Source organism: Achromobacter sp. GbtcB20 (assembly GCF_019091095.1).
GTDB classification, from domain to species: Bacteria; Pseudomonadota; Gammaproteobacteria; order Burkholderiales; family Burkholderiaceae_B; genus Achromobacter; species Achromobacter mucicolens.
Window position 1 is genome coordinate 1 of record NZ_JAGXJZ010000003.1, and the last position, 26,059, is coordinate 26,059.

Annotated in this window: 23 protein-coding genes; 7 read left to right on the plus strand and 16 right to left on the minus strand. The window is 66.2% G+C overall.

What is annotated here, in order from left to right:
- A partial coding sequence (locus KVT32_RS05280; protein ID WP_217617795.1) for a hypothetical protein occupies nucleotides 1-180 on the plus strand: 180 nt, incomplete at its 5' end.
- On the opposite strand, the gene KVT32_RS05285 is transcribed toward KVT32_RS05280, so the two are convergent.
- Nucleotides 177-1,547 carry a sigma-54 dependent transcriptional regulator gene (locus KVT32_RS05285; RefSeq protein ID WP_152385447.1) on the minus strand — a complete coding sequence of 457 codons (1,371 nt, stop codon included), beginning with the start codon at nucleotides 1,545-1,547 and terminating at the stop codon, nucleotides 177-179. The two genes, KVT32_RS05280 and KVT32_RS05285, sit on opposite strands and share 4 nt — an antisense overlap.
- A gap of 50 nt (nucleotides 1,548-1,597) precedes the next feature.
- A complete protein-coding gene (locus KVT32_RS05290; RefSeq protein ID WP_254636775.1) occupies nucleotides 1,598-3,532 on the minus strand; it encodes an ATP-binding protein in 1,935 nt (644 codons plus the stop codon).
- 294 nt (nucleotides 3,533-3,826) lie between these two features.
- Between KVT32_RS05290 and KVT32_RS05295 the strand changes: the two genes are divergently transcribed.
- Nucleotides 3,827-5,167: a dicarboxylate/amino acid:cation symporter gene (locus KVT32_RS05295; protein ID WP_217617797.1), complete on the plus strand. Its 1,341-nt coding sequence runs from the start codon at nucleotides 3,827-3,829 to the stop codon at nucleotides 5,165-5,167.
- 133 nt (nucleotides 5,168-5,300) lie between these two features.
- Here KVT32_RS05295 and KVT32_RS05300 read toward each other — a convergent pair whose 3' ends face one another.
- From KVT32_RS05300 to KVT32_RS05330, 7 genes are all read right to left on the minus strand, one after another.
- The gene (locus tag KVT32_RS05300) at nucleotides 5,301-5,927 is read right to left on the minus strand and encodes a nucleoside triphosphate pyrophosphatase (protein WP_152383891.1); all 627 of its coding nucleotides are present in this window, start codon (nucleotides 5,925-5,927) and stop codon (nucleotides 5,301-5,303) included.
- A 31-nt stretch (nucleotides 5,928-5,958) separates the two neighbouring features.
- On the minus strand, nucleotides 5,959-6,429 hold the full coding sequence (gene rlmH, locus KVT32_RS05305) for a 23S rRNA (pseudouridine(1915)-N(3))-methyltransferase RlmH (protein ID WP_056315576.1): 471 nt from the start codon (nucleotides 6,427-6,429) through the stop codon (nucleotides 5,959-5,961).
- A 7-nt stretch (nucleotides 6,430-6,436) separates the two neighbouring features.
- Entirely contained in the window at nucleotides 6,437-6,847 is a 411-nt protein-coding gene (gene rsfS, locus KVT32_RS05310; protein ID WP_056315579.1) for a ribosome silencing factor, read from the minus strand.
- Between the two features lie 63 nt (nucleotides 6,848-6,910).
- A complete protein-coding gene (gene nadD / locus KVT32_RS05315) occupies nucleotides 6,911-7,498 on the minus strand; it encodes a nicotinate (nicotinamide) nucleotide adenylyltransferase (RefSeq protein WP_217617798.1) in 588 nt (195 codons plus the stop codon).
- Nucleotides 7,495-8,406 (minus strand): oxygen-dependent coproporphyrinogen oxidase, encoded by a 912-nt coding sequence (gene hemF, locus KVT32_RS05320; RefSeq protein WP_217617799.1) that lies wholly within the window; start codon nucleotides 8,404-8,406, stop codon nucleotides 7,495-7,497. Before hemF ends, nadD begins: the two co-directional genes overlap by 4 nt.
- A gap of 12 nt (nucleotides 8,407-8,418) precedes the next feature.
- A complete protein-coding gene (gene purD, locus KVT32_RS05325; RefSeq protein WP_056315584.1) occupies nucleotides 8,419-9,726 on the minus strand; it encodes a phosphoribosylamine--glycine ligase in 1,308 nt (435 codons plus the stop codon).
- A 63-nt stretch (nucleotides 9,727-9,789) separates the two neighbouring features.
- Nucleotides 9,790-10,521 (minus strand): YebC/PmpR family DNA-binding transcriptional regulator, encoded by a 732-nt coding sequence (locus tag KVT32_RS05330; RefSeq protein ID WP_056315585.1) that lies wholly within the window; start codon nucleotides 10,519-10,521, stop codon nucleotides 9,790-9,792.
- A gap of 159 nt (nucleotides 10,522-10,680) precedes the next feature.
- Here KVT32_RS05330 and KVT32_RS05335 point away from each other — a divergent pair, with 159 nt between their 5' ends.
- The 3 genes from KVT32_RS05335 (at nucleotide 10,681) to KVT32_RS05345 (ending at nucleotide 14,423) form a co-directional block, all read left to right on the plus strand.
- The gene (locus tag KVT32_RS05335; protein ID WP_217617800.1) at nucleotides 10,681-12,231 is read left to right on the plus strand and encodes a helicase HerA-like C-terminal domain-containing protein; all 1,551 of its coding nucleotides are present in this window, start codon (nucleotides 10,681-10,683) and stop codon (nucleotides 12,229-12,231) included.
- 131 nt (nucleotides 12,232-12,362) lie between these two features.
- A complete protein-coding gene (locus KVT32_RS05340) occupies nucleotides 12,363-13,430 on the plus strand; it encodes a tartrate dehydrogenase (protein WP_056315592.1) in 1,068 nt (355 codons plus the stop codon).
- Nucleotides 13,431-13,463: 33 nt separating this feature from the next.
- On the plus strand, nucleotides 13,464-14,423 hold the full coding sequence (locus KVT32_RS05345; protein ID WP_175157082.1) for a hypothetical protein: 960 nt from the start codon (nucleotides 13,464-13,466) through the stop codon (nucleotides 14,421-14,423).
- 63 nt (nucleotides 14,424-14,486) lie between these two features.
- On the opposite strand, the gene KVT32_RS05350 is transcribed toward KVT32_RS05345, so the two are convergent.
- The 5 genes from KVT32_RS05350 to KVT32_RS05370 all read right to left on the minus strand — a co-directional run bounded on the left by KVT32_RS05350 (nucleotide 14,487) and on the right by KVT32_RS05370 (nucleotide 20,265).
- Nucleotides 14,487-16,100, minus strand: a complete 1,614-nt coding sequence (locus KVT32_RS05350; RefSeq protein WP_253858129.1) for a DHA2 family efflux MFS transporter permease subunit — start codon at nucleotides 16,098-16,100, stop codon at nucleotides 14,487-14,489.
- The gene (locus KVT32_RS05355; RefSeq protein WP_152383895.1) at nucleotides 16,097-17,290 is read right to left on the minus strand and encodes an efflux RND transporter periplasmic adaptor subunit; all 1,194 of its coding nucleotides are present in this window, start codon (nucleotides 17,288-17,290) and stop codon (nucleotides 16,097-16,099) included. Before KVT32_RS05355 ends, KVT32_RS05350 begins: the two co-directional genes overlap by 4 nt.
- A 21-nt stretch (nucleotides 17,291-17,311) precedes the next feature.
- Entirely contained in the window at nucleotides 17,312-18,727 is a 1,416-nt protein-coding gene (locus tag KVT32_RS05360) for an efflux transporter outer membrane subunit (protein WP_152383896.1), read from the minus strand.
- 94 nt (nucleotides 18,728-18,821) lie between these two features.
- Nucleotides 18,822-19,346: a MarR family winged helix-turn-helix transcriptional regulator gene (locus KVT32_RS05365; protein ID WP_152383897.1), complete on the minus strand. Its 525-nt coding sequence runs from the start codon at nucleotides 19,344-19,346 to the stop codon at nucleotides 18,822-18,824.
- A gap of 31 nt (nucleotides 19,347-19,377) precedes the next feature.
- A complete protein-coding gene (locus KVT32_RS05370) occupies nucleotides 19,378-20,265 on the minus strand; it encodes a DMT family transporter (protein ID WP_152383898.1) in 888 nt (295 codons plus the stop codon).
- A gap of 69 nt (nucleotides 20,266-20,334) precedes the next feature.
- On the opposite strand from KVT32_RS05370, the gene KVT32_RS05375 reads away from it, so the two are divergent.
- A complete protein-coding gene (locus KVT32_RS05375; RefSeq protein ID WP_152383899.1) occupies nucleotides 20,335-21,312 on the plus strand; it encodes a DMT family transporter in 978 nt (325 codons plus the stop codon).
- Between the two features lie 50 nt (nucleotides 21,313-21,362).
- Nucleotides 21,363-22,352: a quinone oxidoreductase gene (locus tag KVT32_RS05380; RefSeq protein WP_056315608.1), complete on the plus strand. Its 990-nt coding sequence runs from the start codon at nucleotides 21,363-21,365 to the stop codon at nucleotides 22,350-22,352.
- Nucleotides 22,353-22,463: 111 nt separating this feature from the next.
- Here KVT32_RS05380 and KVT32_RS05385 read toward each other — a convergent pair whose 3' ends face one another.
- Nucleotides 22,464-23,138 (minus strand): epoxyqueuosine reductase QueH, encoded by a 675-nt coding sequence (locus tag KVT32_RS05385; RefSeq protein ID WP_128827921.1) that lies wholly within the window; start codon nucleotides 23,136-23,138, stop codon nucleotides 22,464-22,466.
- Nucleotides 23,139-23,186: 48 nt separating this feature from the next.
- Complete coding sequence (gene glnE / locus KVT32_RS05390; RefSeq protein ID WP_217617801.1) at nucleotides 23,187-25,964, minus strand: bifunctional [glutamate--ammonia ligase]-adenylyl-L-tyrosine phosphorylase/[glutamate--ammonia-ligase] adenylyltransferase; 2,778 nt, start codon at nucleotides 25,962-25,964, stop codon at nucleotides 23,187-23,189.
- Nucleotides 25,965-26,059 lie beyond the last annotated feature (95 nt).

A 26,059-nucleotide genomic window follows, 5' to 3' on the forward strand; every position in this document is an offset into this window, starting at 1 on the left:
CGTATCGAAAATGCGGTATCAGGATGCAGCAAAGGGAATGCTGCAAAGGGAATGCAGGATCGGAATTTATTAAAACCCCCCTCGCGGCTGGCGCCGCGAGGGGGTTTTGTTTTTGGTGTCGTAAGGGATCTGTGCGCCGCGCGGGTCTTGAGGGCGATTGCGGTGTGGGACTTGCGCTAGACGGCGCCGCGAGGCGCGGCCACGTATTCCTGGCGGTCGATGCCGTGGCGCTGGAGTTTGTCGTAGAACGTTTTGCGGGGTATGCCCAGGGTGTCGAGCGTGGCTTTGATGTCGCCGCGGTGTGCGGCGAGGGCATCGCGGATGATCTGTGCCTCGTAGTTTTCCATGCGTTCGGGAAGGCTGAGCGAGCCGGCGGGCGCCGGAGCCGTATCAGGTGCCGGGCCATTGAGGACGCCCAGCACGAAGCGTTCTGCGAAGTGAGCGAGTTCACGCACGTTGCCGGGCCAGTCGTGCGTCATGAGGTGCTGACGGATCGAGGCGGGCATGTCAGGGATGTCGCGATGAAAGCGGCGCGCGGCGTGGCCGAGATAGTGTGCGAAGAGCAGCGGGATGTCTTCGCGGCGCTCGCGCAGCGGGGGCAGCCGGATCGTGACGACGTTCAGGCGGTAGAAGAGGTCCTCGCGGAACTTGGCGCGGATGGCGGGGCTGCCCAGGTCTTCTTTAGTGGCGGCGACCACGCGCAGGTCGAGATTGCGGACTTCGTTGCTGCCAAGCGGGGTGATCTGGCGGGATTCGAGCACGCGCAGCAGCTTGACCTGGACGGCGAGCGGCATGCTTTCGATCTCGTCGAGGAACAAGGTGCCGCCGCTGGCGTGTTCGATGCGGCCGATGCGTTTCTTTTGTGCGCCGGTGAAAGCGCCAGGCTCGTGGCCGAAGAGTTCGCTTTCGATGACGCTTTCTGGCAAGGCGCCGCAGTTGATGGCGACGAGCGGCCGGTGCCGGCGGCGGCTCAGGCGGTGCAGGGCTGTGGCGACGACTTCCTTGCCGGTGCCGGTTTCGCCTTCGACGAGCACGTCGACGTCGGCGTCCGCGATATGGCGCAACGTCTGCTTGATGCGTTGCATGGCGGGCGTGGTGCCGATGAACGGCACCTCGTCGGCCTCGACGTTGAAAGCGGCTTCGCGGAGACGGCGGTTTTCGAGGACCAGCCGCCGCTTTTCGGCGGCGTGGCTGATGGCGGCGACCAGGCGGTCGGCGGGGTAGGGCTTGGACAGGAAGTCATACGCGCCTTCGCGCATGCACTGAACGGCTGTGGCGATGTCGCCATGGCCGGTGATCAGGATGACCGGGATATCGGGATCAATGTTGCGCAGCCGCTGGAAGAGTTCGAGTCCGTCCATGTCCGGCATGCGGATGTCGGTGACCACCACCCCATCGAAGTTGCGGTCCAACGCCGGTAACGCGGCGCGGGCACTGCCGTGGGCCGCCACCGAGATGCCGTGCAGCTTCAGGGTTTGGAGCGCGGCGCGGCGCAGTTCGTCGTCATCGTCGATGAAGACGGCGTGAGGGGCCACTGGCCGCTGCATGGGGTCGTCGGAGACGATCGTGGCGGGGAGCTGGAGATCAGGGGCGCGCGTCATGTGGAGTGCTCGGTGCGGTGGGTCTGGTCCGGCGCCTTGCGCAGGGTCAGGATGAACAAGGCGCCGCTGCCGGGCGCATGGGGAGACGACAAGCTGGCGTCGCCTGCGCGCGCGGCGCGCAGTTCGCCGCCGAACTCGGCGACGATGTCGCGGCTGATGACAAGGCCCAGGCCCAGGCCATCTGGTTTGGTCGTGTGAAACGGGGTGAACAAGCGGGCGCGGGCCTCGTCGGAGAGTCCGGGACCGTTGTCGTGAACCTGTATCTGAACGGATTCGCCCAGGTCTTGCAGGGCGATGACAATCCGGCCGTTTTCCGTGCCTTCGAGGGCCTCGAGCCCGTTCTGCAAAAGATTGACCAGCACCTGTTCAAGCCTGACCCGGTTCGCCTGGACGCGGCAGTTGTGGTTGCGGGGCGGGCTTTGCAGCGTGACGCCCTGGCGCCGGGCACGCGGGCCAACGAGCAGGATTGCGCCTTCGAGCGCCTCCATCAGATCCGTCGGGCCGACAGTCGCACCGGCCTTGCGCGAAAAGGCACGTAGCTCGCCGGTGATGTGGCCGATGCGATCGGTCAATGCCGCGATGGTGCCGAGGTTTTCCCGGACGGCGCCTTCGTCGTGGCGCCGCAGAAATTCGGTGGCGTTGTCTGCGTAGGCGCGTATGGCGGCGACGGGTTGGTTGACTTCGTGCGCGACGCCGGCGGCCACCTGGCCCAGCAATGCCAGTTTGCTGGCCTGCACCAGTTCGTCCTTCATGGTGTGAAGCTGCGTTTCGGCGCGTTGGCGCTCGTCCATTTCGCCGACTAGCTTGGCGTTCACGTCGCGCAATTGCGCGGTGCGCTCGTCGACCAATGCCGCGAGCTGTTGCTGGACGGCTGCTTGCTGCTCGGCCCGCTCCTGGTTGCGGTGGCGGCGGTAAAGCACTACGCCGATCAGCGCCGCGAGCACGCCTTGGGTGAGCAATGCCCCGAGTTGGGCATTGGCGCTGGCCTGGTTCATGGCCGCCTGGATGGGGGACAACTGGTGCAGTGTCCAGCCGGGCGATTCGGTGACCGGCAGGGTGGTGTGCAGCAACGGGGTGCCAGCGGCGGCGCGGGGCAAGGCGTCGTCGGTGCGTACGAGTTGCCCGCTGCTGGCGGCTTGCAGGCGCGGCGACACAGGCAGCGGCTGAAACTTGGCGTCGCCAAACTGCAGGCTGGTGCGCAGCGTTTGCGCCAGCGCAGGCGGCAGCGGCGACAGGACTCTGAAACGCCAATCCGGAATATTGCCGAGCAGCACCACGCCGTGCTCGTCGGTGACGAAGATGACGGCGTTGGCCTGACGCCAGTCGGCTTCGAGATCCCGGAAGTCGACCTTCAAGACCACCACGCCCAGCATCGCGCCCTGCGCGTCGTCGACCCGACGCGACAGATACAGGCCGGCTTCGTGACTGACCGTGCCGAGCGCGAAATGTTCGGCGGCGCCGTGCGCGACCGACCCTTGAAAGTAAGGGCGGAATTCGTAGCCGATTCCGACGAAAGTGGCGGGCTCGCGCCAGTTGCTGGCGGCGATGGCCAGACCTTTCTTGTCCAGAACGTAGATGGCGGAGGCGCCAACCCCGCGGCTCAGGGATTCGAGTTTCTCGTCCAGGGCCTCGATTTGCCTGGTGCTGCCGCCTTGCAGTGCGGCGCGCAAGTCGACGTCCTGAGTCAGCACGAAGGGCAGTGCCCGGAATTTGTCGAGGTTGTTGCGCAATAAAGCGGCATTTATCTGGCCCGTGCTGCGCGCCTGGATGGCGGCCTCGCGAAGGGCGCCGTCACGCGCCCACTGCGTTGCCGCGTGCAGCGTGAACGTGACCACGGCGACAGCCAGCAGCGCCAGGGCCACGCGCCACGGCCAGGGCAACCTGCGCGGTCCAGCGGGCGGGGAAAGGGGGGAGGAGGTGGAGCCGGTCATGGTGTGCGGTTTTCCGCACATTTTAGCGGGTTTCTGTGCGAAGTTTCGCCGCTTTAAGTGACCGAAGATTCCGGCTGCGATTTCAAAAGATATTTAATTTCAATGGCTTATGTGCGGCGATGACGCTGGCTCCCGCCTGGCATGGGTATTGCATATATACCGCCAAGCCGCGCGACGCATCACGCGCGGTGAAATCGGCTGGCGGCAGGATCGCGTGGCCATAAAAGAGAAAACGCCCCGACGTCGCACGCGCCACGCTGCGCGGAGCAAGGGGCCCTGGTGGGGACAATCCCAATGATCGAAGTGGATCAAAGCGCGCCCGCGCGCAAGCTCAAGTTCTATCAAATCCTGTATGTGCAGGTGATTTTCGCCATCGTGGTGGGTATCTTGCTTGGCGCCTTCAAACCCGAGCTGGGCCAGCAGATGCAGCCGCTGGGCGATGCGTTCATCAAGCTGGTGAAGATGATCATCGCGCCGGTCATCTTCCTTACGGTGGCCACGGGCATCGCGGCAATGAGCGACCTGAAGAAGGTCGGGCGCGTGGCCGGCAAGGCCATGCTGTATTTCCTGGTGTTCTCGACGCTGGCGCTGGTCGTCGGCATGGTGGTCAGCCATATCGTACAGCCCGGCGCCGGCATGCACATCGATCCGTCGACGCTCGACCAGAAAGCCGTGTCCGGCTATGTCGCGAAGGCGCATGACTCGACCATCACCGGCTTTCTGATGAACGTGATTCCCACGACCATCTTCAGCCCGTTCGTGGGTGGCGACATCCTGCAGGTGCTGTTCGTGGCGGTGCTGTTTGGCATTTCGCTGGCCATCGTGGGCGAGCGCGGCAAGCCGATCCTGAACTTCATGACGGCGTTGGCGCAGCCCATCTTCAAGATGGTGGCGATCCTGATGAAGGCCGCACCCATCGGCGCCTTTGGCGCGATGGCGTTCACCATCGGCAAGTACGGCATCAAGTCGGTCGTGAACCTGGCGATGCTGGTGGGCACGTTCTACGCCACGTCGGTGCTGTTCGTCGTGGTCGTGCTGGGCCTGGTTGCCCGCTACAACGGCTTCTCGATCCTCAAGCTGGTCCGCTACATCCGCGAAGAACTGCTGCTGGTGCTGGGCACGAGTTCGTCGGAAGCGGCGCTGCCCACGCTGATGCAGAAGATGGAGCGCGCCGGCTGTTCGAAGTCGGTCGTCGGCTTGGTGGTGCCCACCGGCTATTCGTTCAACCTGGACGGCACCAACATCTACATGACGATGGCAGCGCTGTTCATTGCGCAGGCCTGCGACATTCCGCTGTCGCTGGGCGACCAGATCCTGCTGCTGCTGGTGGCGATGCTCAGCTCCAAGGGCGCGGCCGGCGTGACCGGTGCGGGTTTCATCACGCTGGCGGCGACGCTGTCGGTGGTGCCGTCGGTGCCGGTTGCCGGCATGGCGCTGATCCTGGGCGTGGACCGTTTCATGTCGGAATGCCGCGCCCTGACCAACTTGGTGGGTAATGCCACCGCGACGGTGGTCGTCGCGCGTTGGGAAGGCGAGCTGGACCAGGAGCAGTTGCATGCCGCGCTGGACAGCGCCAGCACACCCGCCACGCCGCAGACCCAGGTTGCCCTTGGCGAGCCTGCGCGGCAAAGCTGATCGTCTGGGCGCGCTGTGCGGATTTCCGCCAGCGCGCCCGTGCCTGATCCGCGCGCGGCAATGCGCAGGGTCAAAAAGAAATCCCCCGATGCCTCGTGGCACGGGGGATTTTTCTTGGGGATGCGGACGGAGATCAGGGCACCTGGATGCCCGCCTCCCGCAGCAGGTTGGCCGTTTCAAAGAGGGGCAGACCCATGACGCCGGTGTAGCTGCCGGCGATGTGCGAGACGAAAGTGCCGGCCAGGCCCTGAATGCCATAGGCGCCGGCCTTGCCGAAGGGCTCGCCGCTATCGCAGTAGCGGCCAATTTCGTCCTCTTGCAAGGCGCGCATGCGGACATGGGTGATGGAGACCGCTTCGAGCAGGCGGTCGCCGCTCCAGACCGCGACCGCGGTATGGACCTCGTGCGCGGCGCCGGACAGCGCGCGCAGGATGCGGATGGCGTCGTCGCGGTCGGCGGGCTTGCCCAGAACCTCGCCGGCCAGGATGACGGTCGTATCGGCCGCGAGCAGCGGCAGTTCGGGCAGCGCTTGCGCGCGCATCCAATCGCGGCCCCGCAAGGCCTTGTCACGAGCGGTGCGCTGTACGTAGTCGGCGGCGCTTTCGCCGAGGTGTTGCGGCTCGTCCTCGCCGGGCGGGGCGGGCACGCGCAGGACTTCGTGTGCCAGGCCGATTTGCGTCAGCAACTCGCGGCGGCGCGGGCTGGCGGAGGCGAGATACAGGCGCGGGGACGAACTGGGGGAGTGGGCGGTGTCGGTCATGCGGAGCAGGCCAGGCGCCGCGGGGCGGCGGTCAGGCGCGGTGATAGGGGTGGTTGGTCATGATGGCCCAGGCGCGGTAGAGCTGTTCGGCCAGAACCACACGCACCATGGGGTGAGGCAGCGTGAGGGAAGACAGGCGCAACTGCCCGCTGGCGGATGCCTTGAGCGCGGGATCCAGCCCGTCGGGGCCGCCCACGAGAAACGCGACATCCTGCCCCCCGGCGCGCCATTGTTCCAGCTTTTGCGACAGCGCCATCGTGGTGAGGTCGCGGCCACGTTCGTCCAGGGCCAGGCGCAGCGCATTGGCGGGCAGGGCCGCCTCGATGCGCTTGGCCTCGGCCGCCATCATCTGGGCAGGCGTTTTGCCGGTGGTGCGGGGCTCGGGCTTGATTTCGCGAAGCTCCAGCGCGCAGTCGGCCGGCAGGCGTTTGGCGTAGTCGTCCCAGGCGGTCTGCACCCAGTCCGGCATCCGCGTGCCCACCGCGACGACGATCAGCTTCACGGCGCGTTCAGTCTTCGTTGTCGTCGTAACCGTTGCCGCTGTCGCTGGCGACAGGAGCGGGACGGGTCGATTCGGGTAGGAGCTTCACGCGCACCGGCTTGCCGCCCCAGATTTCTTCGAGGTTGTAGTACTGGCGGATGGCCGGCTGCATGATGTGCACGACGACATCGCCCAGGTCGACGACGACCCATTCGCCGGTGTCTTCGCCTTCGATGGTGATGCCGGTGAGCGACATGGCGCGGCCGCGATCGGCGACGCTGGACGCGAGGGCGCGCGTCTGGCGGTTGGAGGTGGCGCTTGCAATCACGACGCGATCGAACAGGCTGGTCAGATGCGTGGTGTTGAAGACCTTGATGTCTTGCGCCTTGACGTCTTCGAGGGCGTCGATGACGGCGCGTTGGAGTTTCTGTATATCCATAGCTGCAAATATAACCCGCGCAGTGGCAACGGCGGCTTGCCGGTGGCGCCGGGCGGGGAGGGTTTATCGGTAGAGTTTGTGCGCCGCAATATAAGCCGCGACGGATGGATCGAGCAGCCCGTCAGTGGATTCGCCTTGCGACAGGCGCCGGCGGACCTCGGAAGCCGATACCGGCATGGGGGGAAATGGCAGCTCTTGCAGGACGCGACCCTGTTCGCGCAGCCACTGCGCCAGTTCCGGCGGCGCGCTGAGGGCTGTGCCGGGGCGGGTGGCCACGGCCAGGTCGACCAGGCTGGCGATGTCGCGCCAATTGCGCCAGGTGCAGAAGTTGGCAAGCTGATCGGCGCCCAGCAGCCACACGTAGCGCGCGTCCTGCGGCAGCGCGCGCAACGTGTCGATGGTATAGGTGGCGCCGCCCCGCTCGATTTCGATGGGGTTGACCGCCAGCCCCGGATGGCCGGCGATGGCCAGATCCAGCATGGCGCGGCGCTCTTCGCCGGTGGCGTTCAGCGCGGCGCGCTGCCAGGGATTGGCGGCGGGAATGAGCTGCACCTGGGCCAGCCCGAGCGACTGCAAGGCGTTCTGGGCCAGCGCGATATGCGCGACGTGGACGGGGTCGAAGCTGCCGCCCAAGAGGCCGATGCGTTTCAAACCCAGTCCCGCGGTTTCAGGTAGTCGGCCAGTTCGGCTTCGGGCGTGCCGGGCTGCGGTTGCCAGTCGTAGCGCCACTGCGCGATGGGCGGCATGGACAGCAGGATCGATTCGGTGCGGCCGCCCGATTGCAGGCCAAACAGCGTGCCGCGGTCAAAGACCAGGTTGAATTCGACGTAACGGCCCCGGCGGTAGGCCTGGAAATCGCGTTCGCGCTCGGTGTAGGCGATGCCGCGGCGCTTGTCGACGATGGGCAGGTAGCTGTTCAGAAAAGCGTCGCCAACTGACCGGGTCAGCGCAAAGGACGCGTCGAACCCGGGGGCGTTCAGGTCGTCGAAAAATACGCCGCCGATGCCGCGGGTTTCGTTGCGGTGCTTGAGGAAGAAGTATTCGTCGCACCAGCGCTTGTAGCGCGGGTAGTAATCGGGGCCGTGGGGCGCCAGCGCGTCCCGGCATACCGTGTGGAAATGGCGCGCGTCTTCTTCGAACGGATAGTACGGGGTGAGGTCGATGCCGCCGCCGAACCAGAAGACGTCGGCCTCGTCATGGCCGGGCCGCGCCGCCGCGACGAACATGCGCACGTTCATGTGTGTGGTGGGCACGTACGGATTGCGCGGATGCAGCACCATGGACACGCCCATGGCTTCCCACGAGCGGCCCGCGAGTTCCGGGCGATGCGCGCTGGCGGACGGCGGCAGCTTGGAGCCCTTGACGTGGCTGAACAGCACGCCGGCGCGCTCGAAGAGTTGGCCCCCTTCGAGCAGGCGCGACAGCCCGCCGCCGCCTTCCGGCCGCACCCATTCGTCGGCGCGGAAGGGGCCGCCTTCGGCCGTTTCCAGCGCGCCCACGATGCGGGCTTGCAGGCCGGTGAGGTAGTCCCGGACGGCGGAGACGGGCAGAGCGGTCATGGGCGGTTCCGGTTATGCGTTGGACTTGGGCTTTTGCTGCGAGGGCTTGAGCGCGCGCCAGCCGATGTCGGTGCGGTACTGGCGGCCATCGAAGTGGATGCGGTCGATGGCTTCGTAGACGCGATCGCGCGCCATCTTGACGGAGTCGCCCAGCGCGGTGACGCACAGCACGCGGCCGCCGGTGGTCTTGATGTCTTCGCCGTCGAGCTGGGTGGCGGCGTGAAAGACCATGCAGTCTTCGGCGTCGGCGGGCAGGCCGCGGATGACGTCGCCGGTGCGCGGCGTGTTGGGGTAGTTGTGGGCGGCCAGCACGGCGCCCAGTGCGGTGCGGCGGTCCCAGACGATGTCGGCCTGGTCGAGCGTGCCTTCGACGGCGTGCTCGAGCGCGTCGAGCAGGTCGCTCTTGACGCGCATCATGATGGGCTGGGTTTCGGGGTCGCCCATGCGGCAGTTGAATTCCAGCGTCTTGATTTCGCGGTCGGGATCGTCGCCCGGGGCGATCATCAGGCCGGCGTACAGGAAGCCCGTGTACGGAATACCGTCGCGCGTCATGCCCTGCACGGTCGGCAGGATGATTTCGCGCATGATGCGGTGATGCAGTTCGGGGGTGACGATGGGCGCGGGCGAGTAGGCGCCCATGCCGCCCGTGTTGGGACCGCGGTCGCCGTCCTGCAGGCGCTTGTGGTCCTGGCTGGTGGCCAGGGCGAGCACGTTGCGGCCGTCGCACATGACGATGAAGCTGGCTTCTTCGCCAACCAGGCATTCCTCGATGACGACGCGCGCGCCGGCTTCGCCCATGGAGCCGTCGCCCAGCATGGCGTCGACGGCGGCGTGTGCTTCTTCGAGGGTGGCGGCAACCACGACGCCCTTGCCGGCGGCCAGGCCGTCGGCCTTGATGACGATGGGCGCGCCTTCCTGGTCGATGTAGGCGTGGGCCTTGGCCGGGTCGGTAAAGGTTTCGTAGCGCGCGGTCGGGATGTTGTGCCGGACCATGAAGGCCTTGGCGTAATCCTTGGAGCTTTCAAGCTGCGCGGCGGCCTTGGTGGGGCCGAAAATCTTCAGGCCACGGGCGCGGAAGACGTCGACGACGCCGGCGGCCAGCGGCGCCTCGGGGCCGACGACCGTCAGGGCGATGCCCTCGCGCTGGACGAAGTCGGCCAGTTCCTCGGCATTGGTGAGCGGGATGTTCTCCATCTGCTCGGCCCGTTGCGTGCCGCCGTTGCCCGGAGCGACGTACACCTTATGTACGCGCGGGGAGCGGGCCAGCCGCCAGGCGAGGGCATGTTCGCGGCCGCCCGAGCCAATAACCAGGAGTTTCATGTTGCGTGAGTCTGAAGAGGCGCGCAGGCGGGCGGAGCCGCCGGCGCGCCAGGAAAGGGAGATTTACTGCGCTTCGTCGAAAATGACGGTCGTATAGACTTCCTGCACGTCGTCCAGGCTTTCCAGGGCGTCGAGCAGCTTCTGCATCTTGACGGCGTCGTCGCCGGCCAGTTCGGTTTCGTTCAGGGCTTTCATGACGATGCCGTCGACTTCGGCCTTCAGGCCGGCGTCGTCGAAGGCCTTGCGCACGGCTGCATAGTCGGACGGGGCGCAGACGACTTCGATCACGCCTTCTTCGTCGGTGGTGACGTCTTCGGCGCCGGCCTCGAGCGCGGCTTCCATGACCTTGTCTTCGGGGGTGCCGGGGGCGAACACGAATTGGCCGCAGTGCTTGAACATGAAGGCGACGGAGCCTTCCTGGCCGAGGTTGCCGCCGTTCTTGGAGAACGCGTGGCGGACTTCGGCGACGGTGCGGGTGCGGTTGTCGGTCATGCAGTCGACGATGACCGCCGCGCCGCCGATGCCGTAGCCTTCGTAGCGGACTTCTTCGTAGGCCTCGCCGTCGGCGCCGCCGGCGCCGCGCTGGATGGCGCGCTGGATGTTGTCCTTGGGCATGTTGGCGTCGGTCGCCTTGTCCCAGGCCATGCGCAAACGGGGGTTGCTGTCCGGGTCGGGGCCGCCGGCGCGCGCCGCCACGGTGATTTCACGAATGATCTTGGTCCAGAGCTTTCCGCGCTTGGCGTCTTGGCGCCCTTTGCGGTGCTGAATATTGGCCCATTTGCTGTGTCCGGCCATGGCTTCCCAGGAAAATGTGTCTGCAAAGACGGCATTTTACCGTGCCGGCGGCCCTCCCGTCCGGCAAGAGGGCCGCTTGTGTCCATATAGCCACGCGCACAAGCCGCGCGGCAGGCTCTACACTTGGGCATCCATTTGATCCCTGGTCCGGAGCCGCTCATGCCCACCCCCCTTGTCATCGCCAAGAACGCGCAGACCGAGTTGGCGCTGCTGCCGGCGCTGGCCAACCGCCACGGATGCATCACCGGCGCCACGGGCACGGGCAAGACCGTCACCTTGCAGGTGCTGGCCGAGTCCTTTTCCCGGATCGGCACGCCGGTCTTCATGGCGGACGTGAAAGGCGATCTGACCGGTATTTCCCAGGCCGGCGTGCCCAGCCCCAAGCTGCAGGAACGTCTTAAGAACCTGGGCCTGGCGGAACCCGCCTGGGGCGCCAGCCCCGTCGCGCTGTGGGACGTCTTTGGCGAGCAGGGGCTGCCCGTGCGGGCGACCATCACCGACATGGGGCCGTTGCTGCTGTCGCGCATCCTGGAATTGAACGACACGCAGGAAGGCGTCCTGACCCTGGTTTTCAAGGTGGCGGACGACGAAGGGCAACTGCTGCTGGACCTGAAGGACTTGCGGGCGATGCTGCAGAACGTGGCCGACCGGGCGGGAGAGCTGAAGACCCGCTACGGCAATGTGTCCGCGGCCAGTGTCGGCGCCATCCAGCGCGGCCTGCTGGCGCTGGAATCCCAGGGCGCGGAGAAGTTCTTTGGCGAGCCGATGCTGGACGTGGCTGACCTGATGCGCGTGGACGCGCAGGGCCGGGGCATCGTCAACGTGCTGGCGGCCGACAAGCTGATGCAGGCGCCGCGCCTGTACGCCATCTTCCTCTTGTGGCTGCTGGCCGACCTCTACGAAAAGCTGCCCGAAGTGGGCGACATGGACCAGCCCAAGCTCGTCTTCTTCTTCGACGAGGCGCATCTGCTGTTCAACGACGCCCCGCAGGCGCTCCTGACGAAGATCGAGCAGGTCGTGCGCCTGGTCCGCTCCAAGGGGGTGGGCGTTTATTTCGTGACGCAGAATCCGCTGGATATCCCGGATACCGTGCTGGGGCAGTTGGGCAATCGCGTCCAGCATGCGCTGCGGGCGTTCACGCCGCGCGACCAGAAAGCCGTCAAGACCGCCGCGCAGACCATGCGCCCCAATCCGGGCCTGGATATCGAAGCCGCCATCACGGAGCTGGGCGTGGGCGAGGCGCTGGTGTCGCTGCTGGATGCCAAGGGGCGGCCCATGCCGACCGAGCGGGCGTATATCGTGCCGCCGGGCAGCCGTATCGGACCGGCCACAGACGCCGAGCGGCAGGCGCTGCGCCAAGGCAACCCCCTGGCGGCCAAGTATGAAAAGGCGGTCGACCGGGAATCCGCCTATGAAATCCTGGCGGGCCGCGCGGCGGTTCCCGCCGAACCGGGCGCCGCCCAGGACGCCGCCCAGGACGCGCCGGCCCGGGCGGGGCAGCCGGCCCCCAAGACAGGCGAGCCGCCAGCCTCAGACAGCGGCGGGCTGATGGACAGTCTGAAGGACGTGCTGTTCGGATCGACCGGACCGCGCGGCGGCAAGCGCGACGGCGTGGTGCAGACCATCGCCAAAAGCTCGGCCAAGTCCATCGCGCGGGAACTGACGCGCGGCATTCTGGGATCGTTGCTGGGATCGAAGGGCCGGCGCTGAGCCGCATGGACGCTGATCGTCCCATGCCGCCGTCCATTCCCGCCACCCATTTGGGGGCGGGGTATTTGTGTTGCGCACATTTATGCCTAAGATTGCGGGCGATGTATCAATGAAAACCAAAGGAAGACACGGTGGCTAAGAAACACAAAATTGCAGTGCTCCCAGGAGACGGAATCGGCAAGGAGGTCGTGCCGGAAGGCTTGAAGGTGCTGGATGCCGTGGCGGCGCGGTTTGGAATCGACTTCCAGTGGGACCATTTCGACTGGAGCTGCGACTACTACGCCAAGCACGGCAAGATGATGCCGGACGACTGGAAGGACCAGATCGGCCAGCACGAGGCCATTTTCTTCGGCTCGATCGGTTGGCCCGCCACGGTGCCCGACCACGAGGCGCTGTGGGGCTCGCTGTTCAAGTTCCGCCGTGAATTCGATCAGTACATCAATCTGCGCCCGGTGCGGCTGATGCCCGGCGTGCCCTCGCCGCTGGCCGATCGCAAGCCTGGCGAGATCGATTTCTTCATCGTGCGCGAGAACACGGAAGGCGAATACTCCAATAGCGGCGGCCGCCTGTTCGAGGGCACCGACCGCGAAGTGGTCATTCAGGAAAGCGTCTTCACGCGCATCGGCGCCGAGCGCGTGCTGAAGTTCGCATTCGAGCTGGCACAAAAGCGCGGCAAGCACCTGACCGCCGCCACCAAGTCCAACGGCATTTCCATCTCGATGCCCTGGTGGGACGAGCGCGTTGCCGACATGGCCGGGAACTATCCCGATGTGCGCTGGGACAAATACCACATCGACATCCTGTGCGCGCACTTCGTGCAGCATCCGGACTGGTTCGATGTGGTGGTGGCTTCCAACCTGTTCGGCGATATCCTGTCCGACCTGGGGCCGGCTTGCACGGGCACCATCGGCATTGCGCCGTCGGCGAACCTGAACCCGGAACGGAAATTTCCGTCGCTCTTCGAACCGGTGCATGGCTCTGCGCCGGACATTTATGGCAAGGGCATCGCCAACCCCATCGGACAGATCTGGAGCGGGGCATTGATGCTGGATTTCTTGGGGTATCCCGACGCGTCGGCCGCCGTGGTCAAGGCAATCGAAACCGTGCTGGCCGATGGCCCGCGGACGCGGGATATGAAAGGCAACGCTTCGACAGCCGAGGTCGGTGACGCCATTGCTTCGCTGGTCCGGGGCGGTTAAGTGCAGTTGCGGGCAGGCCTGTCTGGTTAGTAGATGAACGACTCGATGTTTTCTCCTCCCTCCGATCACGTGGGCGGCGGGCGGGCCGACCGGTTTGTCCGCAAGCTTTTCCGCATGCTGCGTTCGCGCACGCAGCGGCACAATCAGCACCTTTGGCCGTTCGTGCGGATCTGGCGGGACAAGGATGGCGCGATCAGCGCCTATCGTGCATTCGGCCGTTCATTGCGCATCACTCCCTTGTCGCAGGGCTACGACCCTGCCGACAAGGTGGTGCACCTGATCCTGAGCGGCCCTTCGATCTCCGAGATCCCGTATGACCGCATGGATATCGGCGTGGCGATGGGCGTCAATGGCTCCATCGCGCTGTCGCGCAAGTTCAACCTGCAGTTCAAGTATTACTGCATCATCGACCAGAACTTCGTGCGGGACCGCATTGAGCTGGTGCGCGATATCGTCGGGCGCGACCTGACGCTGTATGTGTTTCCCGAGGTTCTGCGCTACATCATGCAGGGCATTCCACAGGAGCAAATCCGCTGCCGCATCTGCATCATCGAGCTGATCTCCCGGCGCGCCTACGAGCGCAGCGTTGCGCCAGCAGTGCTCAAGCGCATTGCCGCCGCCTCGCCTGATGTTGAACTGCTGGACGCCAAGCAGGGGCTGGGTTACAGCTTCGATGCGTCGCTGGGCGTGTTCGATGCCGATACCGTGGCCTATGCGGCGCTGCAGGTCTTGATGTCCGGCGGCGCGCGCGAGGTCTACGTGCATGGGCTGGACCTGACCGTGCAGGGCGGATTGCGTTTCTACGATGAAGGCGGCAAGCCGCAGACCAGCCGGCTGACGCGCAACTTTCCGAAGTTCATCGAGCCGTCATTCCGCTTTGCGTCGCCGCTGTGGCGCGAGCGTGGGGTGTCCGTGTTCAATCTGTCTCCGGTCAGCGCGCTGTCGGCCGACATCATCGAACGCAAGGACTGGCAAACGCTGCTCAGGGACTGATCCGCATGGACCAAAATGAAAAGGCGCCGCGAGGCGCCTTTTCATTGGGGCATGCCGCTCGGATCAGTGCGCGCCCGCCGCCGCCTCTGCCGCGCCGCCGCCACCCGCCTTGGACGACCGCGGCCGCGCAAACCACACCAGGCCCGTCAGCAGCAGGAAGATGATCGCCGACGCATAGAACACGTCCGTCGCCGACATGGTGAAGGCCTGCGCGTTGATCATCCCGTCCACCATCGTAAGCGCCTGCTGGTGCGAGACGCCCAGGCCGTTCTGCAAAGTGTTCATGGTCTGGTCGAACGCCTGTTGGCCGGGCTTGGCGATTTCGGTCAGCTGCGCGTGGTGCAGGGTGGCTCGGTTTTCCCACAACGTCGTGGAGATCGACGTGCCGAACGCGCCCGCCGTCAGCCGCAGGAAGTTCGACAGGCCCGACGCGGCCGGGATGCGCCAGGGCTCGATGCTCGAGAGGGTGATCGACGTGAGCGGCACGAAGAACGCCGCCATCGCCGCACCCTGGATGATCGTCGGGATCATCAGTGTGCGCACGTCCGTCTGCGTATTGAACCCCGAGCGCATGAAGCAGACCAGCGCAAAGATCAGGAAGGCGACCGTGACGAGTTGCCGCGGATCGCGCGTGGCCAGCATCTTGCCCACGATGGGCGTCAGCAGGATTGCCAGAAGTCCCACGGGGGCGGTGACGAGGCCCGCATAGGTTGCCGTGTAGCCCATATTGCTTTGCAGCCACAGCGGCAGCAGCACGACGTTGCCGAAGAAGACGCCATAGGCCACCGCCAGCGTCAGTGCGCCAACCGTGAAGTTGCGGACCTTGAACAGGCGCAGGTCCACCACGGGGTGCGCGTCGGTGATCTCCCAGATCAGGAAGAAGACGAAGGCGACGAAGGCGATCGCCGCCAGCGCGATGATGGTGGGGCTGGCGAACCAGTCCAGCTCCTTGCCCTTGTCCAGCATGATCTGCAGCGCGCCCACCCAGACCACGAGCAGGACGAGGCCCAGCTTGTCGATGGGCAGCTTGCGCGTGACCGATTCCCGGTTGCCGTAGATGCGCCAGCTGATCCATGCGGCCAACAGGCCCACCGGCACGTTGATGTAGAAGATCCAGGGCCAGGTGTAGTTGTCTGAAATCCAGCCGCCCAGCAGGGGGCCGGCCACCGGCGCCACCAGCGTGGTCATGGACCAGACCGCCAGCGCCATGCCCGCCTTGGACTTCGGAAAGCTGGCCAGCATCAGCGTCTGCGACAGCGGGATCATCGGGCCGGCAACGGCGCCTTGCAACACGCGGAAGGCGATCAGCGCCTCTAGCGACGGCGAGAAGCCGCACAGCCAGGAGGCCAGTACGAAGAGCAGCGTGGAGATCAGGAACAGGCGCACCTGGCCGAATCGCTGGGTGAGCCAGCCGGTAAGCGGCACCGTGATGGCGTTGGCCACCGCGAACGACGTGATCACCCAGGTGCCCTGGCTGGTGCTTACGCCCAGGTCGCCCGAGATGGTGGGGATGGAGACGTTCGCGATCGACGTGTCCAGCACGTTCATGAAGACCGCGGTCGACAGGGCGATAGACCCGATGATGCGGGTCGCGCCTTCCAGAGGCGGATGGGTTCCCGGCGGGCGGGCGGCGTCGGGGGGCGCGCCGGCGCCCGCGGGCTGGGCGGCTGTGCTCATGATGCGATGTTGGCGGCGATGATCTTCGCGATCATCGCATCGACTTCATTGTGGGCGGGTTCGAAGGCGCGGGTCGACCAGGCCGGTTCCTTGCGCGCCACTTGCGTGAGCGGGGCGCCGTCGTCCTTGCCCACGTCGACTTCCACGTCCATCGACAAGCCCACGCGAAGCGGATGCTGCTTGAGGTCTTCGGGGTCCAGCGTGATCCGCACGGGGACGCGCTGCACCACCTTGATCCAGTTGCCCGTGGCGTTCTGGGCGGGAAGCAGGGCGAAGGCGCTGCCCGTGCCGGCGTCCAGGCCGGCGACGGTGCCGTGGTAGGTGACCGAGCTGCCGTACAGATCGGCCACCATCTTGACCGGCTGGCCAATGCGCATCTTGCGCAACTGGCCTTCCTTGAAGTTGGCTTCGACCCAGACCTGGTCCAGCGGCACCACGGTCATCAGCGCGGCGCCGGGAGCAACGCGCTGGCCGACCTGCGCGGTGCGGCGCGCGATCACGCCGCCCACGGGGGCGGGGAGCACGGTGCGTGACTGGGCCAGCCACGCATTGCGCAGCTCGGCGGCCGCCTGGCGCACGTCGGGGTGGTTCGCCACCGTGGTGCCTTGCGTCAGGGCCTGGTTGGTCGCCAGCTTGGCCTGCGCGGCGGCCAGCGCCGCCTTGGCTTGCGCGACGCCGGACTGGGCCGACTTGAGCGCGACCTCGGCGTGCAGGATTTCCTCGCCGCTGACGCCGCCCGACTTGGCGAGCTGCTGGCGGCGCTTGACGTCGCTTTGGGCGCGGGTCAGCTCGGCCTGGGCGCGCAGGATGTCGGCATTGCGCAGGTCGACGTCGGCCGCCAGCGCATCGTTCTGCACGTAATAGGTCTGCACCTGGCGCACGGTCTGCGCCAGCTTGGCTTGCGCCTGCTGCAGGGCGACGTCGGTGTCGGCGGGATCGAGGCGGACCAGCGGCTGGCCGGCCGTGACGGTTTCGGTATCGTCGGCTTCGATGGCGACCACGGTGCCGGGCACCTGCGGCGTGATCTGCACCAGGTTGCCGTGCACGTAGGCGTCGTCGGTGCTTTCGAAGTGCGCGCCGAACAACGCCCACCAGATGCCATAGGCGATCGCGATGACGATGAAGGCTCCGGTCGCGAGCAGCAGCAGGCGTTTACGGGCGGGATGGGTTGTGGGAGTGGCAGCGTTCATGACGTCTGAATCCGGGATCGTTCAATGAATGGAGTTCGGGGCCGGCTCGGCCGGGGCCGCGTAGCCGCCGCCCAGGGCGGTGGCCAGGTTGGCGTCGAGCTGATAGGCGCGGATGCGCAGGTCCGTGTCAAGGCGCGCCTGCGTCAGCACGCCGGTCTGGGCGATCAGCACGGAGATGTAGTTGCCCATGCCCGCCTTGTAGCGGTCGACGGCGAGCGCGTAGGCGGCCTCGATGGCCTCGCGCGCCTGGCGTTGCTGGGCTTTTTCCTGATCCAGCAGGCGCAGGCCGTCCAGTGCGTCGGCGACCTGGTGCGCGGCGTCCAGCACGGTCTGGTTGTAGTCCGACACCGCCAGGTCCGCGTCGGCACGGCGGCCCGCCAGGTTGGCATTGAGTTCGCCGCCGTGGAAGATGGGCAGCGTGATCGCCGGACCGATGCCGGCCATGCGGGCGTCGGCGCCCAGCAGGTTGCCGGTGCCAATGGCCTGGAAGCCGACGAAGGCGACCAGGTTCACGTTGGGGTAGAACTCGGCCTTGGCCGCGTCGATGGTATGGCGCGCCGCCTCGGCGCGCCAGCGGGCGGCCGTGACGTCGGGGCGATGCCCCAGCAGGTCGAGCGGAACGCTGGCCGGCACGACGCCTGCCGGCGCGGTCAGCGTCACCTGAACCAGATCCTGTCCGCGCTGCGGGCCGGCGCCGGCCAGCGCGGCGACCTGATTACGCAGTTGGGCGATCGTCGTGTCGGTCTGGGTCAGTTCGACCTTGCCGGAGGCCAGCGACGATTCCGCCTGCTTGACCTCGACCTGGGTGTCCAGGCCCGCGGAATAGCGGCCCTGCGTCAGCGACAGCACTTCGGCGCGTTGCGCGATCACCCGGTTCAGCACGTCGCGCTGCGCGAAGGCGTTCTGCAGGTTCAGGTAGGCGCGCACGGTGGCGCTGGCGAGCAGGTTGCGCGCGGCCTGCGCATCGGCGCTGGCGGCTTCCTGCTGCGACACCGCGGACTGCAGGCGTGAGCGGTTCTTGCCCCAGAAGTCCAGTTCATAGCTGAAATCAAGCGCCAGCCGGTTGTCGCTGACGACCGAGCCGCCCAGCGGCGCGGGGTAGATGTAGTCCTTGGACAAGTGTTCGCGATTGAGCGTGTAGCCTGCGTCCACCCGCGGCAGCAGCGGCGCGCGCGCGATGCCGACAGCGGCGTTGGCCTTGGCCAGGCGCGCCTGCGCGGCGCTCATCGACGGACTGTTTGCCAGCGCTTCGGTCATCAGCGCATTGAGCTGCGAATCGCCGTAGCGTTCCCACCACTGCGCGGCGGGCCATTCGGTGGCCTGCCCGGTCAGCCCGAGTTTGGCGGCGTCAAGCTCGGCGACGGGCTTTGGCGCCGGCTCCATCAGCGCGCAACCGGTGAGGGCGAGCACCAATGCGATAGATAAAAGGCGTTTCATCCTGACTGTTAGCTGAAAGTAATTGATTGATCTGTATTTGCCTAGGCAACGATTATGCCAAATAAAAACCCCGGCTCCCGCTCGGGGTATGGCGTCAGCGCTCGGGGGCGGCGCCGGAGGCGGACCCGTTGGCGATCATCCGGCGCATGAAATGCATGAGCTGGGTGACTTCGTCGGTGGAGAAACCGCGCAGGTGGTGGTTCAGCGCACGGGCGATGTTGGCGGGGATGAGGCGGGCCTTGGCCTCGCCCAGTTCGGTCAGTTCGATCTTGACCACCCGGCGGTCTTCCTGACTGCGGTTACGGCGCAGCAGGCCCTTGGCTTCCAGGCGATCCAGCGCGCGGGTCATGGCGCCGGTGTCCATGTCGTTCAGGCGGGCCAGTTCAGCGGGCGTGTCGGCGCGGCCCAGGAACACCATGGCCAGGGGGCGCCATTGCATCGCGGTGAGATCGAGCGGCGCCATCTCCTGGTCGAGCATCCGGGTCAGGGAGTGATAGACCAGCTTGATGAGGTAGCCCGCGTTGTCTTCCGCCATGCACCGCGTGTCGTTGCGGTAATGGATGGGAGCGTCGGACGGCTCGGAGGATGCGGGCGAGGGCGGGGAAGGCGCGTCAGTCATGCGCCGAATTTTACTGCCTAGTCAGTTATTGTCAAGGCTGTATTTTCGGGGCCGGGTCTGGCGCCGGCGCCTGCTTGCGCAGTCCCGACCACACGATGGCGGCCACGATCAGCGCGGCGCCGGCCAGCATGCGCGGGGTGGGCTGCTGGCTGAAGAGCATCCAGGCGAATGCGATGGCGTAGACAGGTTCCAGGGCGATGACAAGCCCCGCGCTGCGCGCGTTCAGGCGGGTCAGGCTGGACACGAACAGGTAATGGGACAGCCCGGTGCAGAAGACCCCCAGCAGCGCCAGCCAGAACCAGTCCAGCGCAGGCACGGCGGGCAACTGGCCGACGGCAAAGGGCACCATCACCAGCGCAACCACCACGTTTTGCCAGCAGGCCACCTGCATCGGATCCATGCCGGAGGCCGAGCGGCGGTTGCTCAACGCGAGCAGGGCAAAGGTCAGGCCGGACAGAATGCCCCACGCCAGCCCGATGGTGCCCTGGTCGGCAAGGTCGAACGACGGCGTGACGAGCACCAGGCCGGCGGTCACCAGGCCCAGCAGCAGCCATTCGGCCAGGCGGACGCGTTCGCGGAAGAGGAGCCCTTCGAACAGCGTGATGAACGCGGGAAAGCTGGCAAAGCCGAGCGTCGCGATGGCGATGCCGCCCACCTTGACGGAAATGAAGAAAGTGACCCAGTGCGCCGCGAGCAGCGCGCCGGCGATCACCAGCACGAACAACTGAGCCGGCGTAAGCGCGCCCAGCAGCGGTTTGCGGCGCATCCGCGCAAAGATGCCCAGCGACACGACCGCGAACGCCGCCCGTCCCAACGTGATGACCGCGGCGCTGGCCTGGATCAGTTCGCCGAACACGCCGGTCAGGCCGAATAGCACGGCGGCAAGATGGATATAGGTGAGCGCGCGGTGTCGAGTCATGCTGCGAAAGAAGCGGATTGCATCAGAGAAGGCGTGCAATTATTTTTGCGGTGAATTTAAAATCATCGCATGAATCGTATTGCCAAGCTTACGGCGCTCCCGCTGGCGTCCAGCCGCGCTGCCGGGATCGCCATGGCGGTGCTTGGCGCGATCCTCTTCTCCGCCAAGGCCATCGTCGTCAAGTTCACCTACCGCTACGGTATCGACGCGGTCACGCTGATCGCGTTTCGCATGCTGTTCGCGATGCCGTTCTTCGCGGTGGTGGCGTGGCGCCAGTCGCGCCGCGCGGCGCGGGGCGAGATCGTGACGATGACCACGAAGGAGCGCCTGCAGGTGTGCGTGCTGGGCCTTCTGGGTTATTACCTGTCCAGCTTCCTGGACTTCCTGGGGCTGCGTTACATCACCGCCAGCCTCGAACGCCTGATCCTGTTTCTGTCTCCCTCGCTCGTCGTGCTGCTGTCGGCCCTCTGGTTCAAGCGCCCGATCGAACGCCGGCAATGGCTGGCCATGGTGCTGTCCTACGCGGGCGTGGTGCTGGTGTTCGCGCACGATCTGTCCTTCGGCGGGGGCAGCGAGGTGCTGTTAGGGTCTTTGTTCGTTTTTGGCTCGGCCGCAAGCTATTCTGTGTACCTCATCTGTTCCGGGGAGCTGATCAAGCGGATTGGCCCGACGCGGCTGGTGGCCTATGCCATGCTCGTGTCGTGCGTGGCCTGCATCATCCAGTTCTTCGTCGTGCATTCGCCGTCGATGCTGATCCAGCCCGCCGCGGTCTACGGTTACTCGATCATTCACGCCACCCTGAATACGGTGGTGCCGGTGTTCATGCTGATGTGGGCGGTCTCGCTGATCGGGGCGCCTACCGCGTCGCTGCTGGGCATGGTGGGGCCGGTGTCGGTGCTGTTTCTCGCGTCGTGGTTCCTGGACGAGCCCATCACGGTGTGGCAAATGGGCGGAACCGTCCTGGTGCTGGCGGGGGTGTTTGCGTTGATGGGCGGCGGCGCCGCCCGCGCGCCCGCGGGACAGGACGGCAGGCAATCCCCCCGGTGAAGTCTGCAATTTTGGTCAATTCGCGTTATTTCCAATGAAAGGAGGCCAGCATGGCCAGCAATCTCGTCAAGGCAATTCGTATCGAGCAGCACGGTGGTCCCGAAGTCCTGAAGCTGGTCGAGGTGGAAGTGCCGCCGCCGGCCGCCAACGAAGTCACGATCGAGCAGCACGCCGCCGGCCTGAATTTCATCGATATCTATTTCCGCACGGGCTTGTATCCCCATCCGCTGCCGCATGGCCTGGGCTTTGAAGGGGCGGGCGTGGTCACCGCCGTGGGCGCCGACGTCAAGCACCTGAAGAAAGGCGACCGTGTCGCCTACGGCCAGAGCCCCATTGGCGCGTACGCCAAGGCCCGCAATGTGCCGGCTTTGCAGGTCGTCAAGGTGCCCAAGGGCATCGGCTTTGACGAAGCGGCCGCGCTGATGCTCAAGGGCCTGACGGTGCAGTACCTGTTCCGCCAGACCTACCGCCTGCAAGGTGGCGAAACCATCCTGTTCCATGCCGCAGCCGGCGGCGTCGGGCTGATTGCGTGCCAATGGGCCAAGGCCCTGGGCGTCAAGCTCATCGGCACGGTGTCCAGCCCCGAAAAGGCGGAACTGGCTCGCGAAAATGGCGCATGGGAAACCATCGACTATTCGCGCGAAAACGTGGTCGAACGCGTGCTGGAACTGACGGGCGGCAAGAAGGTGCCGGTCGTGTATGACGGCGTGGGCAAGGACACGTGGGAAACCTCGTTGGACTGCATCGAGCCGCGCGGCCTGATGGTCAGCTTCGGCAACGCGTCCGGTCCCGTGGCAGGCGTGAACCTGGCCGTGCTGAACCAGAAGGGCAGCCTGTACGTGACGCGCCCCTCGCTGGGCATCCACGTGAACACGCTGGAGAAGCTGCAATCGGCCTCCGAAGAGCTGTTCGACCTGGTGCTGAAAAAGAAGATCAAGGTTCGCATCGACCAGCGCTACGCGCTGGAGCAGGCGGGCGAAGCGCAGACGGCGCTGGCGTCGCGCAAGACGACGGGCGCGACGGTGCTGACGCTGGACTGATTGCAGTACTGATCGCACCACAAAGCAAGGCGGCGCCCCGTGGGGCGCCGCGACAGGCCTGGAGGACGCGCGATGCGCGGACTGCCGGGCTTTTTTTTAATCAGCCGCTGATCAGAGCTTTTCCTCGTTGATGAGGTCTTCCTTGCCGTAGAACTTCACGCCGATGTGAATGCGCTCGCGGCCTTGGGAGCGGCGGTGGCGGTTGGTATCGCGCAGCGAATAGACGCAGCCGCAGTATTCCTGCTGGTAGAAGTTCTCGCGCTTGCTGATTTCGATCATGCGGGCCGACCCGCCGCCCTTGCGCCAGTTGTAGGTCCAGTAGATCAGATCGTCGTAACGCGCGGCGGCGCGTTCGCCGCAACCGTTGATCTGGTTCATGTCCTTCCAACGCGAGATGCCGAGCGAGCTGGTGATGGTGTCAAAGCCATGCTCGTGGGCGTAGAGGGCGGTGCGTTCGAAGCGCATGTCAAAGCACGCCGTGCAGCGCTCGCCGCGCTCGGGGGCGTCTTCCATGCCCTTGACGCGTTCGAACCAGTTGTCCATGTCGTAGTCGGCGTCGATGAATTCGATGCCGTGCTGCTCCGCGAAGCGGATGTTCTCCTGCTTGCGGATTTCGTACTCTTTGACCGGATGGATGTTCGGGTTGTAGAAGTAGATCGCGTAATCAATGCCGGAGGCCGTCATGGCCTCCATGACCTCGCCGGAACAGGGCGCGCAGCACGAATGCATCAGCACCTTGCTGCGGCCGGCGGGCAGGTCGAGTTTGGGGCGGACGAGTTCAGACATGGCGGTCGGGCAAAAGCGGAAAAACCCTTATTTTACGACGAGTTGCCGTCACCCCAGCACCGTCGTCCACAGTTCCCGCACCGCGGCGCGTTCCGGCTGGAGCTGATCGGGCGCCACGCGGGCCTTTTCCACGCCCTGCAGGCGCAACTGATGCTGCACGCGCCGCAGGGTGCGGTAGGCGTCGCCCGACCGCGCGGCCAGCTCGGGCGGGATCAGCCCCATTTCGGCGGCCAGGCGCAGCAGCGTGATGTTGCCCAGGTTGCGCACCAGCACCGGGTGCGTGCCCGCGTGGCACAGCACCAGGTATTGCGTCACGAACTCCACGTCGACCATGCCGCCGCGGTCGTGCTTCAAGTCGAAGCGGTCCGAGGTGTTCGGATGGCCGGCATTGATTTTCTCGCGCATGGCCAGCACTTCGTCGCGCAGCGCCGCCGTGTCGCGCGGCAGCACCAGGATGTCCTCGCGGATCTTTTCAAACCGCGCACCCACGTTGGCGTCGCCGGCCGCGAAACGCGCGCGGGTCAGCGCCTGGTGTTCCCAGGCCCAGGCGTGCTTGTGCTGGTATTCCTCGAAGGCTTCGATCGATACCGCCAGCAGTCCCGCGTCGCCGTCGGGCCGCAGGCGCAGGTCGGTCTCGTACAGCCGCCCCGACGAGGTCATGGTCGACAGCCAGGACGACATGCGCCGGCCCAGCTTGGCATAGACCTCCGCCGCGTCGTCGCGCGGGTCGTCGAAGAGGAACACGAGGTCCAGGTCGGAGGCATAGCCCAACTCCTTGCCGCCCAGTTTGCCGTACGCAATGACGGCAAAGCGCGGCTCGGCGCCTTCGATCTTGTTCACGAGGGGCCAGGCGCGGCGGATGGTCTCGGTCAGCAGCAGGTCCGCCAGCGCCGACAACTGGTCGGCCAGCTTTTCAACGGTGAGCTCGCCCTCCAGGTCCTGCGCCAGCAGCTGGAAGCTGGCCTGGCGCTGCACGTCGCGCATCAGGTTCATCTGGCGCTCGATGTCCGGGTCGCCGTCCGGCAGGCGGCAGGCGTCCAGGTCCGCCGTCAGCTGCCGGGCAATCTGGCCGAAGTCGAGCGGTTCGAAGAGCGTGCGCCAGTCGATCAGGCTGTCGAGCAGCAATGGGTGTTGCGTCAGGTACTGCGCGGCCCAGGGGCTGGCGGCCACCATGCGCGCCACGCGCGCCAGCGTGTCCGGGTATTCGGCCAGCAGCGCCAGGTACGCGCTGCGCTGCGCGATCTTTTCTATGAGGTCAAAGAGCCGCACCGCAGCCTCGCGCGGGGCGGGCGTCTGCAGCGCGGCGCGTAGCGCGGCCGGAAGCAGGACCTCCATGCGGCGGCGGCTGCTTTCGGGCAGGCTGCGCACGCGGTGGCTGCCCGACAATGTCTGGGCCCGGCGCACCAGGTCGTCCGCGTCCTGGCCGAACGCCTGGCGGATCTGGTCGGTAAGCTCGCTTTCGCTGTCGGGTTCTTCCTGGCTGGCCGGCGCCTCGCCCGGCGTGGGGGCAGGCGCCGCTTCTTCCTCGCCCATGCCCACCATGCGGAACACGTTGCGGAAGGTCTGCGACACGAAGTCGCGGTGCGCGGCCAACGTGCTCTCGAAGGCGTCGGGCGTCATGCCCAGCGCCTCGGCCAGGGCGGCGCGCAGGGCCGGGTCGCCGGGCAGCAGATGCGTCTGCTCGTCTTCGCGATATTGCAGCGCGTGCTCGGTGCGGCGCAGGAACCGGTAGGCCTCTTCAAGCCGGCGGGCGTCGTCTTGCGGCACCAGGCCGGCCACGCATTCGGCATGCAGCGCTTCCAGCAAGCCGCGCTTTTGCAGCGCCGGCATGCGGCCGCCGCGGATCAGCTGCGCCAGTTGCACCACGAACTCGATCTCGCGGATGCCGCCGTCGCCCAGCTTGATGTTGTTGGCGCTGTCGATGCCATTGCGCGCCGACGCGCGGCGCTGCCAGTCCTGGCGGATGCGTTCGCGCAGCGCGCGCAGCGCGGCCAGCGCATCGAAGTCAAAGTACTTGCGGTAGACGAAGGGCACGCGCAGGCTTTCCAGTTGGCGGGCCTGCGCGGTGCTGTCGCTGTCTTCGAAGGCTTGCGCCGGCATCAGGCGCGCCTTCAGCCATGCATAACGCTCCCATTCGCGCCCCTGGCCGATCAGATAGTGCTCCAGCGCGTCCAGGCTCCAGGCCAACGGGCCGGCGTCGCCGTCCGGGCGCAGGCGCAGGTCGGTGCGGAATACCTGGCCGTTGGCGTCCACCTCGGACAGCACCGGCATCATGCGGCGCGTCAGGCGGCCGTAGAACTCGTGATGGCTGATGCGGCGGGGTCCGTCGGTTTCGCCTTCCTCGCCGTAGAGCATGATGAGGTCGATGTCGGACGACACGTTCAGCTCGCACCCGCCCAGCTTGCCCATGCCGACGATCAGCATTTCCTGGGGCTTGCCCGTGGCCGGGTCGCGCGGCACGCCGTGCACGGCCGCCAGTTCGGCGGCCACGCTGCGGTAGGCGGCTGCCACCGCCATGTCCGCCAGCGTGGTCATGGCGCCCACCACTTCTTCAAGCGGGGCCTGCCCGGACAGGTCGCGCACGATCAGCACGCTGAAGACGCGTTCGCGCAGCCTGCGCAGCACCATGCGGCAAACATCCACCGGCAAGGCGCCGGTCACGGCCGTGCCGGCCAGTTCGTTCTCCCATTGCGCCATCAACGCCGGTGTGACGGGTTGTTTCACCGCTTCGTCCAGCCACGCGGCCAGATCCGGGTGAGCGTCCAGACGGCGGCGCAGATGGCCGGACCAGGCGAGGGCAGGGGCGATAAGTGAAGGTTTCGACATGGTGCAAAGGGCGGCAGACGGATGGACGTGTTTCAGGTATAAGTGGGGACGATACTGCAAGACATCTCCTCCTGCCCACTGATCCGTGTCTGTTC

Excerpts from the sequence above, each read along its gene's own strand:
- KVT32_RS05285 (WP_152385447.1), bottom strand. The coding sequence starts at position 1,547 with ATGCAGCGGCCAGTGGCCCCTCACGCCGTCTTCATCGACGATGACGAC.
- KVT32_RS05290 (WP_254636775.1), bottom strand. The coding sequence starts at position 3,532 with ATGACCGGCTCCACCTCCTCCCCCCTTTCCCCGCCCGCTGGACCGCGC.
- KVT32_RS05295 (WP_217617797.1), top strand. The coding sequence starts at position 3,827 with ATGATCGAAGTGGATCAAAGCGCGCCCGCGCGCAAGCTCAAGTTCTAT.
- KVT32_RS05300 (WP_152383891.1), bottom strand. The coding sequence starts at position 5,927 with ATGACCGACACCGCCCACTCCCCCAGTTCGTCCCCGCGCCTGTATCTC.
- rsfS (WP_056315579.1), bottom strand. The coding sequence starts at position 6,847 with ATGGATATACAGAAACTCCAACGCGCCGTCATCGACGCCCTCGAAGAC.
- hemF (WP_217617799.1), bottom strand. The coding sequence starts at position 8,406 with ATGACCGCTCTGCCCGTCTCCGCCGTCCGGGACTACCTCACCGGCCTG.
- purD (WP_056315584.1), bottom strand. The coding sequence starts at position 9,726 with ATGAAACTCCTGGTTATTGGCTCGGGCGGCCGCGAACATGCCCTCGCC.
- KVT32_RS05330 (WP_056315585.1), bottom strand. The coding sequence starts at position 10,521 with ATGGCCGGACACAGCAAATGGGCCAATATTCAGCACCGCAAAGGGCGC.
- KVT32_RS05335 (WP_217617800.1), top strand. The coding sequence starts at position 10,681 with ATGCCCACCCCCCTTGTCATCGCCAAGAACGCGCAGACCGAGTTGGCG.
- KVT32_RS05345 (WP_175157082.1), top strand. The coding sequence starts at position 13,464 with ATGAACGACTCGATGTTTTCTCCTCCCTCCGATCACGTGGGCGGCGGG.
- KVT32_RS05350 (WP_253858129.1), bottom strand. The coding sequence starts at position 16,100 with ATGAGCACAGCCGCCCAGCCCGCGGGCGCCGGCGCGCCCCCCGACGCC.
- KVT32_RS05355 (WP_152383895.1), bottom strand. The coding sequence starts at position 17,290 with ATGAACGCTGCCACTCCCACAACCCATCCCGCCCGTAAACGCCTGCTG.
- KVT32_RS05360 (WP_152383896.1), bottom strand. The coding sequence starts at position 18,727 with ATGAAACGCCTTTTATCTATCGCATTGGTGCTCGCCCTCACCGGTTGC.
- KVT32_RS05365 (WP_152383897.1), bottom strand. The coding sequence starts at position 19,346 with ATGACTGACGCGCCTTCCCCGCCCTCGCCCGCATCCTCCGAGCCGTCC.
- KVT32_RS05370 (WP_152383898.1), bottom strand. The coding sequence starts at position 20,265 with ATGACTCGACACCGCGCGCTCACCTATATCCATCTTGCCGCCGTGCTA.
- KVT32_RS05375 (WP_152383899.1), top strand. The coding sequence starts at position 20,335 with ATGAATCGTATTGCCAAGCTTACGGCGCTCCCGCTGGCGTCCAGCCGC.
- KVT32_RS05380 (WP_056315608.1), top strand. The coding sequence starts at position 21,363 with ATGGCCAGCAATCTCGTCAAGGCAATTCGTATCGAGCAGCACGGTGGT.
- KVT32_RS05385 (WP_128827921.1), bottom strand. The coding sequence starts at position 23,138 with ATGTCTGAACTCGTCCGCCCCAAACTCGACCTGCCCGCCGGCCGCAGC.
- glnE (WP_217617801.1), bottom strand. The coding sequence starts at position 25,964 with ATGTCGAAACCTTCACTTATCGCCCCTGCCCTCGCCTGGTCCGGCCAT.